Here is a 17,899-nt window from a genome sequence, read left to right as displayed (position 1 = left end):
CATTGTATCACTAAAGGAGTAAACTCTATGGGTAAACGAAAACCCGCAATAGGAGTTATCGGCGGTAAAGAAGTTTCACAGAGCGATCTTGATCTCGCCTATGAACTCGGCGTGCATATTGCCAATAATGATGCGCTTTTGATTTGCGGTGGTCTTGGAGGCATTATGGAAGCCGCCTCCAGAGGTGCGGCGGAAAACAATGGTACGGTTCTGGGAGTCCTTCCCGGCGAAAAGAAAAGCGATGCCAACCCCTGGGTAACAATCGCTCTTCCCACCGGCATGGGAATCGGCCGTAACACCCTGGTAGTCCGGTTTTCGGATGTTCTTATCGCTTTCCCCGGCTCTTACGGCACATTAAGTGAAATTGGTCTTGCGCTCAACAGCGGCAAAACCGTGGTGTACCTTCCGGGCGCCTGGGATCTGAAAAAAATAGCAAGCGTCGAAAGTGCGCGATACAAAGAAGCCTTTACAGCCCCCCAGGCTGTCGGGCTGGCTCTTGATGCGCTGCGATAGGTAAAAACAGGCACCCCACAGACAAGCACAATTCGCCACGAAATGCAACGGCAAAACGATACATTTTTGTGCCTGCCAGTAAGCCGATAAGGGTCGGCAATTGCCCGGATTCTCTTCTTTTGGTCGACTAATTAAGCGATTAAACAAATTTAATCTGCACAGCCTATACATCCGTAACTTATTATTTATTAATTGATTACAAATATTTCATCCACCTCTTTGCCCAGAAGTTGCTTGACAGAAATGCCTCCAAAATGTAGATTTACCTTTCTATTTTATACATTTTAACCCCTTAAAAGGAGCTTGTAGTTTGAAAAACCTCAAAAAAGCGTTGACCAAGCAGCCTATTGAAACCAGGCCCTGGGCTATATGGATATGGAATCGCGAAATCACCGAAAATGAAATGCTGTTTCAAATCGAATCAATTATCGATAAAGGATTTGGTGGTGTCGCAATCAAGCCCGGAAGAGATATGGATCCGCCTTTTTTGTCTGAAGATTTTTTCGTGCTCCTGGAATGTGCATTAAATACTGCAAAAGAAAAGGGTATAAAGGTTCGGTTGGTTGAAGATTTTTCTTTGCCTTGGAGCGGCACACTCGGCAAACTGACCAATCAGGTGAAGGAATTCAGAGCAAAGCGGCTGGTACTGGCCCATTCCCAGATGCTGAAAAGCCGTCAGAATTTTGAGTATGAGTACGATTGCCCCGACCACACCTGGATTGTGACATCAAAGCTTAAAAAGGGATATGTCGATCTTTCAAAAATCAAAACAATGCCCCTTACCAATTCAAAAAATCATCATTTCTCATGGAAAGCGCCTTCCGGTGAATGGCAAGTGATGGTATTCAAAAAAGAATATATCAAAGACCCGGTTGCCGATTATCTTCCCAATGTCTACAATAGCAAGCTTGCCGATGAATATATTTCGATGGTTTGTGAAGTTATTAAGACCCGGTTTCTTAAATATATCCCGACTGTTTTTGAAGGGTTTTTTCATGAAATGCCGGCAATGATTCCCGGTGAGAACAGCATTCCGTGGGATGACGATCTGGTTGTCCGCTACCGGTCGAAACATAAAAAAGAGCTTCTGAAGCTGATTCCTTCACTTTTCTTTGAAGTCGATCCAAAATCGGCCAAAAACCGTCCTCATATCTACGATTTCCTTCTTAATACAATGTACGAACGGTTTGCCTTGTCGATCGAGAAATGGTGCAAGAACAATCGACTTTCACAATGGCTTCTCTGCCCTGAACGCAATATCGACAATACCGAAAACATGCTGAAAGACTGTTTTGCAATACCCCGGGAGAAATTTACCGCGCTGGGTATTCAGAACCAGGAAGGCACCGAAGAGAATTATCCGGTTCTGCGGGCAATGGCCGATACAAATTCCACCGAATATCGTCGCCATACTCTCACCATAATCGGCCGGAACCGCCTGGGAAATGCAGCAACAATCCAGAGCCTGAAAAGCGAAATCGATCAGAATACCCTCATGGGCGAATCGACCATTATTATGGATGGACTCTTTTTTAATCTCGATTACCGCAATTATATCAAAACACCATTCAACTGTTACTGGTATTCATCCGAATGGCCAGCGTTCAAACAGCTGTGCGATTATTCGAGCCGTTTCCAGGAGATCATCAAGGACATCCATTTTGCCCGTGACGTTGCCGTTCTTCTGCCGACCCACTCAATCCTTTCGGATTATCTTCCCAGCAACGACGATGCTGTCAATAAAGGCATGTTGCGACTTCACAAAGTAATGGGAGAACTCCAGCGCATCGATCTGGATTTTGATATTATCACCGAAGAGCTTCTTCTGGCGTCATCGATACGGGTCACCTCCGATTTCGGTACGGCAGACCGGATCCGAAAGGGAAATTATCATGCACTTATCGTTCCCTACTCCCGGCTCATATCCAAGAGCGTTTTCGTCTTTTTAGAAAAACTGGTTTCCAAGAAGGGGACGGTGATCTTTATCGATGAACCGCCGCAGGGAAGTCTTGATGAGGGCACGAGTTCCAGTTTTACCACCCGGGTCCAGAAATTACTGAGTTCGAAGCGTGGTTATGCAAAATCCGTTGCGGTGAAAGATCTCGGCCATGCCCTGGAGCATATCACTCCTTCGGCAAAAGTCACTGTCCACGGTAAAAAATGCGCAGACATCATTCTCTCTCACGGGGCTTCACCAGCCAGCAATATCTATTTCCTCCATAATATTTCCGAGAAAAACGAACATTTCGCCTCGATCGAGCTTCCCCACGATAAATACCTGTATCTTGTGGATTGCGAAACCGGAAATATCCATGAAATTGAAGATATCCAGCATAAAGAAGATTCTATTCGTACCAGCCTCTATTTCGCCCCAAAGCAGTCTTTTGTACTGGCATCATCCAAAACAAAATTTGCAATAAACGAAACCGAGAAACAGAAACATCCGATCAATATCTATGGAACACAACAGCGGAACTACCGCGTAGTCCTGAGAAATCAATGGGATTTTGAACCCGATTCACTGAATATTCTTCCCCTCGCAAGCTGGAGCACCCGTATCGGTCTCAGCCGTGAGTATGGTGGGTATTCTCATTATTACGAATCATATTTCGAAGCTTCCGCAGTGCCGGAAAACTGTTATCTGGTGTTAACCGGTATGGGTGGTTTCAAATCCGGTTCCGGAAATTCGAACAATGAAATTGAATTGACAGTCAATGCGAACAGAGTCGAGAGTTTCCAGCCGCTCTGTACCGATTGTGATGATGAAGCCCTTGCCGAACTCAATCGCACAATCCTTCACCAGACACCCTTTATTCGAAACGCAATTGTCTGCAACCTTAAAAACATGGTCAACAAAGGATACAACCGTGTTGCAATGCGGACTATCGGTTTGTTTGATGATCCTCCCGTGATTTTGTATCCTCCGATAATTGCCGGCGACTTTTCGATTCGTAAAGGTACCAAGGGATGGATTATCAGCGAGACAAAGCCTTCGGTACACACCGATTCCTGGACAAAATACGGCTATCCCTATCTCAGTGGAAGCGGTACCTATAATCAGGTCTTTGAAATCCCCAGTGATTACAACCGCCTCATTCTTCGTTTCGGCAGAACATCCGGCAGTATTACCGTCTCTCTCAACGGCGAGGAAGTAGCTTCCATGAATTCGAGCCCCTTTGAAGTCGATGTCACCGAGGCATGCAAATTGAAACGAAATGACCTTACGGTGCGTGTTGCAAATACGGTCGACAATGTTTTGCGGATGAATCGACGGCCTTCGGGGATTATCGGCGATGTTTTCCTTGATGTCTATTAAGGGTAACAGGAAACATTGATGCGAATTTCGGAAAAAGGAAACATGGACAGGTAACCGGAAAAGGGAAAAAGCTTTCATGAGCGATAACGAAGACAGGTTTCTTTATAAATTCGGAGAGAAAGTCTATATCGGCAACACCGACAATCTGTCGGCGGTTATTTCCTCCAATATCGAATCAAAGGATCCTTCCACGATAATTTTCGATCTTGAGAATGTGCGTTTATGCGACTCCTACGGGCTCAGGATGTTTATCACCTTTCATCGCAAAATCACCTCTGAAGGCAAAACGCTCATCTTTTACCGTCCCGACCCTCTTCTCCGGGAAATTTTAGATACGGTAAAGCTGAGCAAAATATTTACCATTGTCGACACTCTCGACGAGTAGCTGTGTTTTGCAGGTAATGATATGGCTGACCCTTTAGGGTGTGAATTACTGGCCGGCCTGATCGATACCGCAGAAACGGCAGTGCTTTTGGATACCGCCGTTCCTGCCGGAAAAAACAGCCGCTCCTATCTTTTTACCGATCCGGTTGTCGAATTATCCGTAAATTCTCCCGACAGAATACGATCACTGCTGAAAGACATAGACAAATGGTCGAAAACGCATTGGGTTGCCGGCTATCTCAGCTACGAAGCTTCCTACGGCCTTGAAGAACGGTTCATCCGTACTATCGACACCCGCACAGTAACAAATTCACCCCTCGCGTGGTTCGGGATTTTTACTCTCCCCTTTATTTTTGATCATCGCACCGGCAAATGGAACCGTCCTTTACCCCATACCGGGAAATCACCGCCCATATCTCCGCTCTCCTCTGCGGAAAACTCGATTACCCCCTCTATCGATTATGAAGAGTACAATCGGTGTGTGACCCAAATTCGGCAATGGATAGCGGCGGGACACACCTATCAGGTCAATTTTACTTTCGACACCCGGTTTAAATCATCGGACTCTCCATTGATGCTCTATTACCGTTTGCGGCAATCCCAGCAGGCCGGGTATTGCAGTTTCATAAAAAACAGCCACGGCAATATTGCATCCTTTTCACCGGAATTGTTTTTCTCGTGCAGGGGGCGGCAGATAACGGTAAAACCGATGAAAGGGACTGCTCCCCGTGGACGCAGGTCATCCGAAGACCGCCGGATTAGATCAGCTCTTGCCCGGGATCCGAAAAACCAGAGCGAAAATGTCATGATTGTCGACCTGTTGCGCAATGATCTGGGAAAAATCTGCACGACGGGATCGGTGAAGGTCAGAAAATTGTTTGAGCTCGAAACCTATTATACCCTTCACCAGATGACCTCGACAATTCAGGGCACCCTGAAATCATCGATCAGGTTTTCCGATATTATCAGTCATCTGTTCCCCTGTGGATCGGTAACCGGTGCTCCCAAAATCAGAACAATGGAGATAATCCGGTCACTGGAAAAAAGGGACCGGGGCGTGTATTGCGGTGCCCTGGGCTTTGTCGGACCGCATAACAGAGCGGTGTTCAGTGTCCCTATCAGGACCATGGAGAAAAAGAAGGGACAAGAACTCTGGCAATTCGGCACAGGAAGCGGCATAGTGTGGGATTCAAAGGCGCCCGATGAATGGAAAGAATGTACCACAAAATGCGAATTTCTTATCCGCCCCAAACCCGAGTTTGAAATTTTCGAATCCATTTTGTGGAACCGAAGGCTTTGCCACCTCCGGGACCATCGAACGCGACTCAGACAATCGGCCGGCTTTTTCGGATATCCCTTCCCGGGCCCTGCATTCGATGCCGCTGTTAAAGAAATCACTACCCGTTGTTCCCAGGAGTTCCCTCTTAAAATCCGAATATTTTTATCCTCCCGGGGTGATTTGCGATGGGATTCCTCTCCATTGTATTCATCACCAAACCATTCTTCACTTCTCCTCCTGTCGCCTGATGCGACAAATCGGAACAATATGTTTCTTTTCCACAAAACAACCTACCGTCCCTGGTACAACACCGCCATGGAACTGATCAGGGAGGGAAAATGCTTTGACGCCGCTTTTTTCAATGAGAAAAACGAGCTGACCGAAGGCGCACGGAGTACGATTTTTATCAAGAAAGATAACGAGCTCTTTACTCCCCTGCTCGACTGCGGCCTGCTTCCGGGCACTGTGCGCTCCCGTCTGATAAAATCAGGAAAATGCAGCGAAAAAATATTGTATAAAAAAGATCTCTCCTCTTCCGATGCGGTGTATTGCGGGAATGCGATTCGGGGCATCGTGAAAGTGAGGATAGTGGATGAGGATAATAGGTTATAACACGAGAGCCGGCCGCTGTTAATCGACTTCTCCGGCTCCTACGATAGTCAGCATTCTGTTGAGATTGGTCATTTCGAACAATCGGTTAATATAGGCGGATGGATTTCTGTTTGCATTGATTATGACCAGTTTCCGTTCCTCTTTTTCGAGCAACGAACTGAAATAGACGATTACTCCCAGGCCATGGCTGTCGATAAAGAGGACCCGGGTAATATTAATAAGAATCCTCTCGGTTTTCATCTTGTTGAGTGCATGAAGTTCGTGTGAGAGGTTGCGTGCATCAGTATCGGTAATTTTACCGATAAGGTCGATAAGCGGATAACCGTTAAACTCGGATATTTTTATATTCAGTGCCATGACAGTCGGTTAAAAGGGTGAATTCTTGAATTATTAGTATACTATACAATTTTATTTAAAAACAAGATATCATGTTCAACGGCTCAATATCCTTCATTTCATAGCCGATCGGTCGACTGTCGCATTTTTGGGAACGTTGTCATACACATTCGCATTTTTGCACACCCTGTTTCGACATCATAATACAGGCGTTCCTATTGTAATTCGTTTAATATCAATATATTAAGCTGCCCACCTTCTTTTGGCATTTTAATTGCAAACTATGTAATCATAGGAAAGAACAGAATACATAAATGAATAGAGATATTTGTTATAATGGAAATTCCAACAAAAGCATACGGGAATACGGGTGCAGCTCGATACATGCTGCAACTAAAATGTAACAGAGATGTAACTGTTTTTTTAAAAGATAAGACGTATATATTTAACCTACAGGCCCAAGAGGAAAAAAGTGGAGAAACCTAACGGAGGAACGATTGATGTTACGATTGAGCAAATCTCAGAAGACATCTTCAAACAAGGTTACTCAGCATTCAAGCAATACCCGTCTGGGGTTCAAATTGCCCGGAATTACCAACCATTCTTCAAGCAGGACCACTAAGATGAACCGTGTTTTGGATGATGATCTTCATTTGTACAGCGAGCATTATTTCCATGAGATGCTGACCCTGGAGCGCAAACGAAGCGAACGGACCCGGAAGCAGTTTATGCTTATGATGCTCGATATTCGGGGTCTTGTATCGGAGCACAAAGGCAAAGACCCGCTCGATAAGATGGCGGATATACTCTGCGTTGGACGAATCGTTACTCTTCTGGATGGAGCATCACGGGAAACCGATATAAAGGGCTGGTATAAGAAAAACCAGGTAATCGGCCTTTTATATACCGAAACAACCGGTACCAACGAAAAAGTGATGATCGATAAAGTTCGTTCGTGCCTGATGACCGAACTCGATGAACGTCAAATAGAATTGATCAATATCTCCTGTTTCATGTTTCCCACCCAAGGGGGAACTCGTCCGATTGATGGTCTTTTTTATACCGATGCTTACAAGGATATCGGTAAAAATACCTCATCGGGAATGAAACGGGTCATCGATATTGCAGGAAGTCTGGTTGCGATACTGATTTTTTCACCCTTGTTCATTGTTATCCCGATCATTATCAAGCTGACCTCCAAGGGGCCGGTATTTTTCATGCAGGAGCGTGCGGGTTTGGGAGGAAAGCCTTTCAAGGTAATCAAGTTCCGTACCATGCGGCCGAACAATGATGATTCGGCTCATAAAGAATACATGAAAAAGCTTATCAAAAACAATAAAGAGGTCGGTGCGGATGGTGTCTTCAAAATCAAAGACGACCCGCGGGTAACACCGATCGGCAGATGGCTCCGGAAAACAAGCCTTGATGAACTTCCGCAGTTTTTCAATGTATTCTGGGGCAACATGTCACTTGTCGGACCTCGACCGGCGATCCCCTATGAAGTCGAAGAATACGATACATGGCACAAACGACGGGTTCTTCAGACAAAACCCGGCATCACCTGTATCTGGCAGGTTGAAGGAAGAAGTGCGACCACTTTCGAAGGCCAGGCTCGAATGGATATCGAATATATTAACAAATGGTCGATCCTTTTGGATCTGAAACTGATCATTAAAACCCCTCTGGCCGTTATTGCCTCCAAGGGCGCCTACTAGACCATACCAGTGTTCAGCTTGTGTTAATTGAACTATTTAATCGGATTTCAAAGCCCCGGCATGGGGCTTTTTTCATGGCCCACATTTCACTCCCATGAAGCACCATCACTTCTCGAATACCCGGACCATTGTTTCGCTACGGGAAACCTCCATTCTCCCTGCACCTTCGGACCCGGTTTCATCTGTTAAGATGCTCCTTTACCATGAAGAGCCCTGCTGCGGTATGTTTACCTCTGTAATTCGGCCGAAAAATCATTGGAATAGTATTTGCTTATTTACAATGCGTATGCGGAATTATGCTTTGTTAATAGTTTTGAGGACCATGAAATTGTTTGCACACGATCGAATCATTGCGCCAGGTTGTTTTTCGATCGTTCCTGCTTTGTTTATTACAGCCTCAAAACACACCGGTACCGCCAACAGGGGAAAGGTGTATCCAGGGGAAAACCCGAAATTCGAAATAATATCGTAATAAATTAAAAATGCGAAACTCACAATCCTTGAATCATTTTCAATTTCGAAATTTGAAAAGCGAAAATCGGAAAATAAAATTAAAAACACACGTTTTTCCGTGTCTTTTTACCGCTCTTATTATATTATATTAAATTCCGAATCTTATATACTTAAAAAAGGAGTTGGAGATGCTTACATTAGGGGTTATCGGCTATGGATACTGGGGGCCGAACATTGTTCGGAATTTCAATAGCCTTGACAGCTGTACTGTTACTTCGGTGTGCGACAAAAACCCTCAGACGCTCAACAAAGTGAAAAAAGTATATCCAAACATTACCACAACAACCGACTATACGGATGTCATTAAATCAAAAGAGACGGATGCCGTTGCCGTAATTACACCGGTATCGACCCATTTCGAGCTGGCCAAACTGGCCCTTGAAAACGGGAAACATATTTTTGTGGAAAAACCCTTTACCGCAACGTCACGGCAAGCCGAAGAACTAATCAATCTTGCGGAACAGAAGGGATTGACGATCATGGTCGATCACACCTTCCTGTTCACCGGCGCAGTACAGAAGATCAAAGGCATTGTTGACGGCGACGAGCTGGGCAATGTTTATTATTACGATTCTACCCGGGTCAACCTCGGTTTGTTCCAGCATGATATCAACGTTGTATGGGACCTTGCTCCCCACGACTTCTCGATCATGAATTATATCATACCCGAGAGTCCAACCGCCATCGTTGCCACCGGCAAGGCACATGTTTCCGAATTTGAAAACATCGCCTATATTACCGTCTATTTCAACTCCAATCTCATTGCACACTTTACGGTTAACTGGCTTTCTCCCGTCAAAATGCGCAACACGCTTATCGGCGGTGAGAAAAAAATGCTTGTATGGAACGATGTCGATCCCGACGAAAAACTGAAAATCTACGATAAGGGCATTTCGGTCGACTCCAAGGAAGGAATGTATGATCTGCTCGTATCCTATCGGATCGGCGACGTTCATGCGCCCAAGGTAAATCCCACGGAAGCGCTGAAACAGGAAGCGATGTATTTTGTCGATTGCATAGCAAACAAAAAGAAACCGGTTAACGATGGCCATGCCGGAATGCAGGTTGTGAGAATGCTTGAAGCGTGCAATGAATCACTCAAGAGTGACGGAAAGCTCATTAAACTGTAAAAAGACCCCGATTCCCTCAAATCGATTCATTGTACGGCTGGAATAAAAACGGAGCATATATGGAACTTAATTCAATCGCCCCCGATGTCCAACTGGGAGAGAATGTAAGACTCTCGAAATTTATCAACATGTACGGCTGTTCTATCGGCGAGAGTACCAAAATCGGTGCTTTTGTGGAAATTCAGAAAAACGCATCGATCGGCAAACAGTGTAAGATTCAGAGTCATACGTTCATTTGCGAAGGTGTTATTATTGAAGACTATGCCTTTATCGGTCATGGTGTAATGTTTACCAATGATAAATACCCCCGATCGGCCAACCCCGACGGTTCATTGCAGACCGAAGATGACTGGGAAGTGATTACCACCACCATACAACGGCGGGCATCGATCGGTTCCAATGCCACGATTATCTGTGGTGTAACAATCGGCGAAAACGCTATTGTCGGTGCCGGAAGCGTTGTTACCAAAGATGTTCCAGCCAATACAGTGGTAGCAGGGAATCCGGCAAAGGTATTAAGGACCCTTTCGGAAAAAGCAGTATAAAAACCAGATTCGATATTCGGATTTTTTAAAAAAAGGAGCAACCATGCCAAACAACGTCCCCTTTCTTGATTTGGTAACCCCTCACAAAGAGTTGGAACAGGAACTCACCGAAGTATTTAAAGAAGCTCTGGGTACTGCCCGGTTTATCGGTGGTCCGCGACTTTTGAGTTTTGAAGAGAATTTTGCCCGATTTGCCGGTGCACAGCATTGTATTGGCGTATCGAGTGGAACCTGTGCGCTCAGATTTGCTCTGATTGCAATGGGCGTGGGGAAAGGTGATATTGTTGTTACCGTGCCCAATACGTTTATCGCCACGACCGAAGCGATTTCGCAGGCGGGTGCAGAAATCCGTTTTGTCGATATCGATGAGAAGACCTATAATATGGCGCCCGAGAATCTGCGGAAGTATCTCGAAAGCGAATGCGCGCTCGACGACAACGGAATAACTATCGAAAAAGAATCGGGCAAACAGGTGTCGGCGATTATCCCTGTTCATCTGTACGGTCAGCCAGCTGACATGGATCCGATAATGGAACTGGCCTCACGATACAATCTTTTTGTTCTCGAAGATGCGTGTCAGGCTCATGGAGCGCAGTATTACTCACGGAAGGCCCAGGCCTGGCAGCAATGCGGCTCGATCGGTCATGCCGCTGCATTCAGTTTTTACCCGGGCAAAAATCTCGGCGCCCTGGGCGAAGGCGGCGCCATCACCACCAACAACGATGATATTGCCCATGCATGCCGTATGCTCAAAGATCACGGCCAGTCGCAGAAATATATTCACGGTATGGAAGGCTACAACGGCAGGCTCGATGCAATTCAGGCCGGCTTTTTAGGCATAAAACTCAAAAAGCTTCCTGAATGGAACCAACAGCGTGTCGAAGCTGCAGCAACATATACTAAACTCCTTAAGGGAAATAATGCCGTCATTACGCCTTTTACCCCCGAATGGGCCCAACCGGTGTATCATCTCTATATTATCCGGGTGAAAGACAGAGACAGCCTGCAGAAAATTCTTGCCGATAATGGTATCGGTTCAGGGCTCCACTATCCCATACCACTCCACTTACAGAAAGCCTACAGCAATCTGTATTATTCCGAAGGAAGTCTTCCCGTAACCGAACTAACGGCAAAAGAGATAATTTCTCTTCCCATGTTTCCCGGTCTGACCAAAGCACAGATCGAGAGCGTTGTGGAAGTAACACAAAATCAATAAATCGATCCCGTCAATACGGGACAAAGCGACAACTCTCAACGGCACAACACCGATTCTTCAGCCCCCGGAGAGCGGGCGCCGTTTCCTGACCTTTCTCTGAATTTCAGACCTATCCGATCAACTGATCCCGAAAAATCGGGATCAGCTTGTACGGCACATTCGCCGAATTCTTCACTGCACTACCCATAAAGAAAATTACTATTCTCTCAGCTCTGCAGGTTGTAACGAAAAGTTAACTCACCAATGATTACTCAGCTTGTTATATCTGTGGTGCAGATACTCATTCACTTTTGAACGGTAGTATTTCTGTGGTTGATTGGACCACCCGCCCAACCCTCAAACAGTAAAGGACTCACTCATGAAAGCATGTATGGTAGCATATACACATTACGACTGGGACAATCGCGTCCGACGCTATGCCGAGACCCTGGTAAAAGAGGGCTGGGAAGTGGAGGCGATAACATTGAAGGCCACCGGACAGCCAACATTCGAAATGATCAGAGGCGTCAAGGTAATCAGAATCCAGGAGCGGAAAACCAACGAAAAAGGAAAACTCAGATATTTTGTCCGTATGCTGAGATTTCTGATCCTTTCGGCCTCTGTGCTGGCCGCCCGGGGAATAAAGAAACGGTATCATCTGATTCATGTCCATTCCATTCCCGATTTTGAAGTTTTTGCAGCGATCATTCCAAAGGTTCTGGGAACAAAAGTAATACTGGACATTCACGACATTGTGCCCGAACTATTTCTCAGTAAATTCGGTGCAACCCAGGATTCAATTCTGTTCCGAATGCTTATCCTTGCAGAACGCTTTTCAACCGCCTTTTCAGATCATGTGATCATTGCCAATAATATATGGCGGGAAAAACTGATCAATCGATCGATCCGTTCCGACAAGTGTACGGCGATTATGAACTATCCGGTTTCCGATATCTTCACCGAAACAGGACAGACACGGGAGGATGGAAAATTTGTTGCCGTCTACCCCGGCTCGCTCAGCAAACACCAGGGTATCGAAACGGCGATAAGAGCAGTCAATCTTCTCCGGGACCACATTCCAAATCTGGAATTTCATATTTATGGCGAGGGTACCGATGAAAACTATTTCAGAAATCTTATCTCCGATCTGAAACTGGAAGACAGGGTTGTTATGAAAGGATCGGTGGCACTGGAGCAGATACCTTTGATAATGGCCGATGCTGATCTGGGGATAGAGCCAAAACTCAAGAACGCATTTTCCAACGAAGCATTCAGTACAAAAATATTCGAGTTCATGATGGTTGGTGTTCCCCTTGTGGTATCCGACACCCTGGTACACCGCTATTACATACCGGACACCCTGGTAAAATATTATGAATCGGGCAATGAATATGAGCTTGCAGAGGCGATCAAGCTCCTCTATGATAATCCCGACATACGGATCAGATATGTGCGGCAGAGCGGTGAATTCATTATCCGCAATTGCTGGGATACCAAAAAACATCTCTACCTGGATATTATCCGGCAACTGTTGTCGTCACCAGCCACGACCCGGCAAATGAAGAAGTCGTCAAGCTGAAGATCCGTCGCTTTTTTAACTCCCTGCAACGGTATCTCCAACAAAAGATTACACGATGCTGAAATCGAAATTACCAACGATCGCAGTCTGCATATGCACCTACCGGCGGAATGTGCTTTTAACCCGTCTGTTGGAGAAAATGCGGGCGATCGAAACCAATAATCTTTTCACTTATTCGATAATAATCACCGACAACGACAGCAGGCAGAGCGCTTTCCCCCTTGTTAAACGGTTCTCAAAGACGATGCCGGTACCGGTCAGATACGAATGGCAACCCCAAAAAAATATTGCCCTGACTCGGAACCGGTGTATCGATGAGTCGGAGAGTGATTATGTCGCTTTTATCGATGATGACGAGTATCCGGAGCCAAAATGGCTGATCCGCATGTTCTTGGTTTGCCGCCAGTATTCAGCCGATGCGGTATTCGGACCGGCAAAACCCCATTTTGAACAGAAACCTCCCCGATGGATAGTGAAAGGCAAGCTGCTGGAACGCCCCAGCTATCCGACCGGGACAATAATTACCAATACTCGAGCCACCTATACCGGTAATGCGTTCATAAGCCGGAGTGTCTTTGCAAACAACGAGCGGTTTAATCCCCGGTATGGCTTAAGCGGCGGCGAGGATGTTGAGTTTTTTCGAAGAATGCTGGCCCGGGGGTGCGTTCTGGTCTGGTGTAATGATACCCCGGTATTTGAATCGGTCCCCCCGGCGCGCATGACCCGGAAATACCTTCTGAAACGAGCGTTACTCAGGGGAGTCGTTGTTGCCCGGCGGGAAAGATATTCGCTCAAAGGCATTGCCCGGTCGATTGCGGCAGTGGGTATCTATTCGGTAACGCTTCCGGCGTTGCTTCTCATGTCACACGCTCATTTCATGCGCATCCTTATAAGGTTTTGCGATCATGCCGGCAAGCTGATGGCCCTGGCCGGGCTTCCGCCCATACGTGTACGGAACTATTAAAAGATATCGGAAATATCAGCGAAGGAATAAACACCATGAAAAAAGTACTGCTCATGTCAAATACCGTTATGCATTACCGGGTATCGGTATATAACTATTTTACCGAAAAATTCAGGAATGACGGGTGGGAGCTGTTTGTTCGGACCAACAAACTGCAATCATCCAACAAAAACCCGCATCAGTTCGACCTGAAGGAGATACCACTCAGCTTCGGCGCCTGCACCCGAGAAATCGCTGCTGTCAAACCCGATGCGGTCATTGTTTTTCTTCACCTGAAAGACCGGGTAATCTGGCCCCTTCTGCATTGGCTTAAATTAGGGCGAATACCCTTTGCCTACTGGACAAAGGGGGCTAATCTGGATGATGCTGACAATCCGATCCGGAACATGGCCTTTCACTATATCCACACCCTGAGCGATCGACTTATTCTCTACTCATCCCATGAGATGAAGTATGTAGGGCATTATAATACCGGCAAGGTATTTATCGCCAACAATACGGTGAATTACCACGATTATCCTGCAATCATGGCAAGCAAGCAGCAGATTAAGCAGGAGCTTGGTATTCCCTTTGAGCGGGTTGTTTTATTTGCCGGCAGGATGGGCATTGACGGCGGGCGGAAAAAAGTTGCCCATCTTATCGAGGTATTCCGGAATTTGAATTGTTACGGCGCCGGGCTTGTTATTGTGGGAAGCGGACTTTCGGAGGAGCTTCAAAGCAGCATGAATCCACGCACGACACAGTATCTTGGTGAAGTCCACGATCCGGCGAACATCACAATCAGCAAAATTTTTGCCATGGCCGATATTTTCTGTATTCCGGGCCATGTGGGCCTTGGATTGAATCAGGCTATGTACTGGGGGCTGCCTGTCGTTACCGAAGAGGGCAAACAGCCGCCGGAGTTTCATTACCTTGTTGACGGCCGCAATGGGTTTGTCGTTGCCGAAAACGATATTGCGGCGCTGAGAAAACGGCTTATTCTCTTACTCGAAAACAAAGAACTTCGTGAGAAACTCGGACAAAATGCCCGAGAAGACCTTCTCAAGGAAGCATCCATTGACAATATGTACAGCTCCTTTTATCACTGTGTAGAATCGGTTGTACCCGGAAAACCGGAAATTGTTCAGTAAACCACAACAAGCAGAGGTGAACCATGCGCATATGTGTATTTGGATTAGGATATGTTGGATGTGTATCGGGCGCCTGCCTGGCGAAACTAGGCCACCATATAATTGGCGTTGATACCAATCCCTTAAAAACAGAAATGATAAATAATGGAAAAAGCCCGGTTGTTGAACAGGGCATCGACACTCTTATTGCCGATGTAATCCGCAATAACCAATATTCGGCCACACTCGATGTTCGGGAAGCGATGGATCAATCGGATGTAGGAATGATATGTGTCGGCACACCCAGCCGGAGCAACGGCAGTCTCGACAAAGCATTTATCCGCCGTGTCTCCGAACAAATCGGTGCTGTCCTGCGGAATCGCAACGACTACTTTGACGTCGTAGTGCGGAGTACGGTCTTGCCGGGGACCGTTGACGAGTTGGTTATTCCAACCATCGAGACGGTTTCGGGGAAAAAGGCTGGCGAGCATTTCGGGGTCTGCATGAATCCCGAATTTCTCCGTGAAGGGACCTCGGTAAAAGACTTTTTCAGTCCGCCCACAACGGTGATCGGTGAAATCGACAGCCGGTCGGGAGAATTACTTCAGGAGATATATACCGGTATCGATGCCCCGATTGTCCACACGAATATCAAAACGGCAGAGATGGTCAAGTATGTCGACAATTGTTTTCACGCACTCAAGATATGCTTTGCCAATGAGATCGGCAGTATCTGCAAGATGCTTGGCGTCGACAGCCATGAAGTCATGGATATCTTTTGCCGGGATCACAAGCTCAATATTTCACCGGCCTATCTCAAACCGGGATTTGCCTTCGGCGGATCGTGCCTTCCCAAAGATCTGAGGGCCATCACCTATGAATCGAAAATTCTGGATCTGGAAGTCCCCATGATGAGTTCCATACTCACCAGCAATCATCAGCAAATCACCCGGGTAATCAGCAAACTGCTGGAATACCGCGGTAAAACAATCGGTTTCATGGGACTCAGTTTCAAAGGCGGCACCGATGACCTTCGGGAAAGCCCGTTGGTAGAAGTGATCGAAACACTCATCGGCAAGGGATTTTCTATCCGTATCTACGATAAAAATGTCTCAATCGCCCGTCTGATGGGCGCCAACAAGGAGTATATCGAAAAACAGATACCCCATATCTCCCGGCTGATGTGCAAAAACTGTGAAGATCTTATCGCCGCGAGTGATGTTGTCGTTATCGGTAACAATGAAGAAGAATTCCGGGGAGCACTTTCACAAATCCATAACAATCACACCATTATCGACCTGGTACGAATCATCAACAAACCAGCCGAATGTAACGGCAATTATTATGGAATTTCGTGGTGAAGAGGTAAATCAGGGGTGAAGATTACGACAAATGAGTAAAATCATGAATTCTCTATCTTCGACGTTCGTCTTTCGACTTTCGACTACCGTACAAAAAGGAGTGTTACCATGGAATATAAAATTACCTATAAACTCGAAAACAGTTTATCCAAAGTGGAACAGTGGGTAGAACGCCACCGTTATATGGCCTATGAGCCTTTTGACGGGTTGACTTCGGCGTTCAGGCCCCTGACATTTGGGAATCTCCTTCTGGACCGTGTCCTGATGCAGCTGGTTCGTCAATCGCCGGTAAATCTTCGGCCCCTCATGGGGATTCGTCCCTTGCCCTCCACGAAAGGGCGGGGATATATGACCTGGGCCTATCTCGAACGATTCAGGCGTACCGGTGACGACCGTTACAAGGCTCGTGCGCTCGAACAGCTTGACTGGCTCGACAAAAACAAATCGCCCAGATTCGAGAATCACAGCTGGGCGAACCATTTTGATTTTGCCAGCCGGGGTGGACGGTATTCCAAGCATGATTCCATTGTCGTATGGACATCTCTTATCGGCCATGCCTATCTCGATGCCTATGAATTGTTCGGCATAGACCGCCACCGAAAAATCATTGAAAGCATAACCCGCTGGATTATGGATCTTCCGGTAACAAAGGACAATGCGGGTCTCTGTATCGCGTATCAACCCAACGATGCGACGCTGATCCATAACGCCAGCATGCTCGGGGCATCATTTCTCGCCACTGCAGGAAAAATGATGAGCAATTCACAGGCCCTCAAAAGAGCTCGTATGGCTATGCACTACAGCTGCGCGAAACAGTTGTCAAACGGTGCATGGTGGTATGGCGAAGAGCCCTACAATCGCTGGATCGATAATTTCCATACCGGCTACAATCTCGACAGTCTCTATCGATATATCGCCGCCACCGGTGATGATTCACTCTGGGAATATCTGATCCGGGGTTTTGAATTTTATAAGAGCAATTTCTTTGAAAAAAATGGCATCCCCCGGTATTACCACAACCGCACCTATCCTGTGGACAGCCAGTGTGCAGGCCAGGCCCTCGAAACCCTGACTCTGTTCAGCGATATCGAACCATCATCCCTGGAGACGGCCCGGAAAATCGCCGGATGGTGGATCGATAATATGCAGGCCAGAGACGGCCATTTTTATTTCCGCATGTATCCCGGAGGAATTAAGGCAAAAATGCCCATGATGCACTGGGCTCAGTGCACCCTCTACAAGGGTATTACCATGCTTTTCAACAAACTTTCGGAAATTGAAAAAACCGATAATTTCGCGTTGACAACTGTTGGGGTCCCTGCAAAATATTGATATGTTTTTTTGCACA

The 17,899-nt window shown here is 46.4% G+C and carries 14 protein-coding genes; 13 read left to right on the top strand and 1 reads right to left on the bottom strand.

Annotation, left to right across the window (positions count from 1 at the left end; genetic code table 11):
* Positions 1–27: 27 nt before the first annotated feature.
* The 4 genes from GF401_00250 (at position 28) to pabB (ending at position 6,104) form a co-directional block, all read left to right on the top strand.
* Positions 28–513 carry a TIGR00725 family protein gene (locus GF401_00250; protein MBD3343473.1) on the top strand — a complete coding sequence of 162 codons (486 nt, stop codon included), beginning with the start codon at positions 28–30 and terminating at the stop codon, positions 511–513.
* A gap of 310 nt (positions 514–823) precedes the next feature.
* Positions 824–3,829, top strand: coding sequence for a hypothetical protein (locus tag GF401_00245; GenBank protein ID MBD3343472.1), 3,006 nt, complete (start codon positions 824–826; stop codon positions 3,827–3,829).
* A gap of 76 nt (positions 3,830–3,905) precedes the next feature.
* The gene (locus tag GF401_00240; protein ID MBD3343471.1) at positions 3,906–4,214 is read left to right on the top strand and encodes an STAS domain-containing protein; all 309 of its coding nucleotides are present in this window, start codon (positions 3,906–3,908) and stop codon (positions 4,212–4,214) included.
* Positions 4,215–4,235: 21 nt separating this feature from the next.
* Positions 4,236–6,104, top strand: a complete 1,869-nt coding sequence (gene pabB / locus GF401_00235) for an aminodeoxychorismate synthase component I (GenBank protein ID MBD3343470.1) — start codon at positions 4,236–4,238, stop codon at positions 6,102–6,104.
* 18 nt (positions 6,105–6,122) lie between these two features.
* Here the strand turns inward: pabB and GF401_00230 are convergent, their stop codons facing one another.
* Positions 6,123–6,461 carry an STAS domain-containing protein gene (locus GF401_00230; GenBank protein MBD3343469.1) on the bottom strand — a complete coding sequence of 113 codons (339 nt, stop codon included), beginning with the start codon at positions 6,459–6,461 and terminating at the stop codon, positions 6,123–6,125.
* A gap of 479 nt (positions 6,462–6,940) precedes the next feature.
* Between GF401_00230 and GF401_00225 the strand changes: the two genes are divergently transcribed.
* The 9 genes from GF401_00225 to GF401_00185 all read left to right on the top strand — a co-directional run bounded on the left by GF401_00225 (position 6,941) and on the right by GF401_00185 (position 17,883).
* Positions 6,941–8,155, top strand: coding sequence for a sugar transferase (locus GF401_00225; protein MBD3343468.1), 1,215 nt, complete (start codon positions 6,941–6,943; stop codon positions 8,153–8,155).
* A gap of 641 nt (positions 8,156–8,796) precedes the next feature.
* Positions 8,797–9,798, top strand: a complete 1,002-nt coding sequence (locus tag GF401_00220; protein ID MBD3343467.1) for a gfo/Idh/MocA family oxidoreductase — start codon at positions 8,797–8,799, stop codon at positions 9,796–9,798.
* Positions 9,799–9,857: 59 nt separating this feature from the next.
* Positions 9,858–10,343: an N-acetyltransferase gene (locus GF401_00215; protein MBD3343466.1), complete on the top strand. Its 486-nt coding sequence runs from the start codon at positions 9,858–9,860 to the stop codon at positions 10,341–10,343.
* A 43-nt stretch (positions 10,344–10,386) separates the two neighbouring features.
* The gene (locus tag GF401_00210) at positions 10,387–11,559 is read left to right on the top strand and encodes an erythromycin biosynthesis sensory transduction protein eryC1 (protein ID MBD3343465.1); all 1,173 of its coding nucleotides are present in this window, start codon (positions 10,387–10,389) and stop codon (positions 11,557–11,559) included.
* Positions 11,560–11,917: 358 nt separating this feature from the next.
* On the top strand, positions 11,918–13,117 hold the full coding sequence (locus tag GF401_00205; protein ID MBD3343464.1) for a glycosyltransferase: 1,200 nt from the start codon (positions 11,918–11,920) through the stop codon (positions 13,115–13,117).
* Positions 13,118–13,172: 55 nt separating this feature from the next.
* Positions 13,173–14,081 (top strand): glycosyltransferase, encoded by a 909-nt coding sequence (locus GF401_00200; protein MBD3343463.1) that lies wholly within the window; start codon positions 13,173–13,175, stop codon positions 14,079–14,081.
* Positions 14,082–14,116: 35 nt separating this feature from the next.
* A complete protein-coding gene (locus GF401_00195; protein ID MBD3343462.1) occupies positions 14,117–15,211 on the top strand; it encodes a glycosyltransferase in 1,095 nt (364 codons plus the stop codon).
* A 23-nt stretch (positions 15,212–15,234) separates the two neighbouring features.
* The gene (locus GF401_00190; protein MBD3343461.1) at positions 15,235–16,551 is read left to right on the top strand and encodes a nucleotide sugar dehydrogenase; all 1,317 of its coding nucleotides are present in this window, start codon (positions 15,235–15,237) and stop codon (positions 16,549–16,551) included.
* A gap of 108 nt (positions 16,552–16,659) precedes the next feature.
* Positions 16,660–17,883, top strand: a complete 1,224-nt coding sequence (locus GF401_00185) for a hypothetical protein (GenBank protein ID MBD3343460.1) — start codon at positions 16,660–16,662, stop codon at positions 17,881–17,883.
* Positions 17,884–17,899 lie beyond the last annotated feature (16 nt).

The sequence above is a fragment of the Chitinivibrionales bacterium genome (assembly GCA_014728215.1).
GTDB lineage: Bacteria > Fibrobacterota > Chitinivibrionia > Chitinivibrionales > WJKA01 > WJKA01.
This window is presented reverse-complemented; position numbering and strand designations above follow the sequence as displayed.

What these genes read in the sequence shown, in the direction of transcription:
- GF401_00250 (MBD3343473.1), top strand. Translation starts at nt 28, where the DNA reads ATGGGTAAACGAAAACCCGCAATAGGAGTTATCGGCGGTAAAGAAGTT.
- GF401_00240 (MBD3343471.1), top strand. Translation starts at nt 3,906, where the DNA reads ATGAGCGATAACGAAGACAGGTTTCTTTATAAATTCGGAGAGAAAGTC.
- pabB (MBD3343470.1), top strand. Translation starts at nt 4,236, where the DNA reads ATGGCTGACCCTTTAGGGTGTGAATTACTGGCCGGCCTGATCGATACC.
- GF401_00230 (MBD3343469.1), bottom strand. Translation starts at nt 6,461, where the DNA reads ATGGCACTGAATATAAAAATATCCGAGTTTAACGGTTATCCGCTTATC.
- GF401_00225 (MBD3343468.1), top strand. Translation starts at nt 6,941, where the DNA reads ATGTTACGATTGAGCAAATCTCAGAAGACATCTTCAAACAAGGTTACT.
- GF401_00220 (MBD3343467.1), top strand. Translation starts at nt 8,797, where the DNA reads ATGCTTACATTAGGGGTTATCGGCTATGGATACTGGGGGCCGAACATT.
- GF401_00215 (MBD3343466.1), top strand. Translation starts at nt 9,858, where the DNA reads ATGGAACTTAATTCAATCGCCCCCGATGTCCAACTGGGAGAGAATGTA.
- GF401_00210 (MBD3343465.1), top strand. Translation starts at nt 10,387, where the DNA reads ATGCCAAACAACGTCCCCTTTCTTGATTTGGTAACCCCTCACAAAGAG.
- GF401_00205 (MBD3343464.1), top strand. Translation starts at nt 11,918, where the DNA reads ATGAAAGCATGTATGGTAGCATATACACATTACGACTGGGACAATCGC.
- GF401_00200 (MBD3343463.1), top strand. Translation starts at nt 13,173, where the DNA reads ATGCTGAAATCGAAATTACCAACGATCGCAGTCTGCATATGCACCTAC.
- GF401_00195 (MBD3343462.1), top strand. Translation starts at nt 14,117, where the DNA reads ATGAAAAAAGTACTGCTCATGTCAAATACCGTTATGCATTACCGGGTA.
- GF401_00190 (MBD3343461.1), top strand. Translation starts at nt 15,235, where the DNA reads ATGCGCATATGTGTATTTGGATTAGGATATGTTGGATGTGTATCGGGC.
- GF401_00185 (MBD3343460.1), top strand. Translation starts at nt 16,660, where the DNA reads ATGGAATATAAAATTACCTATAAACTCGAAAACAGTTTATCCAAAGTG.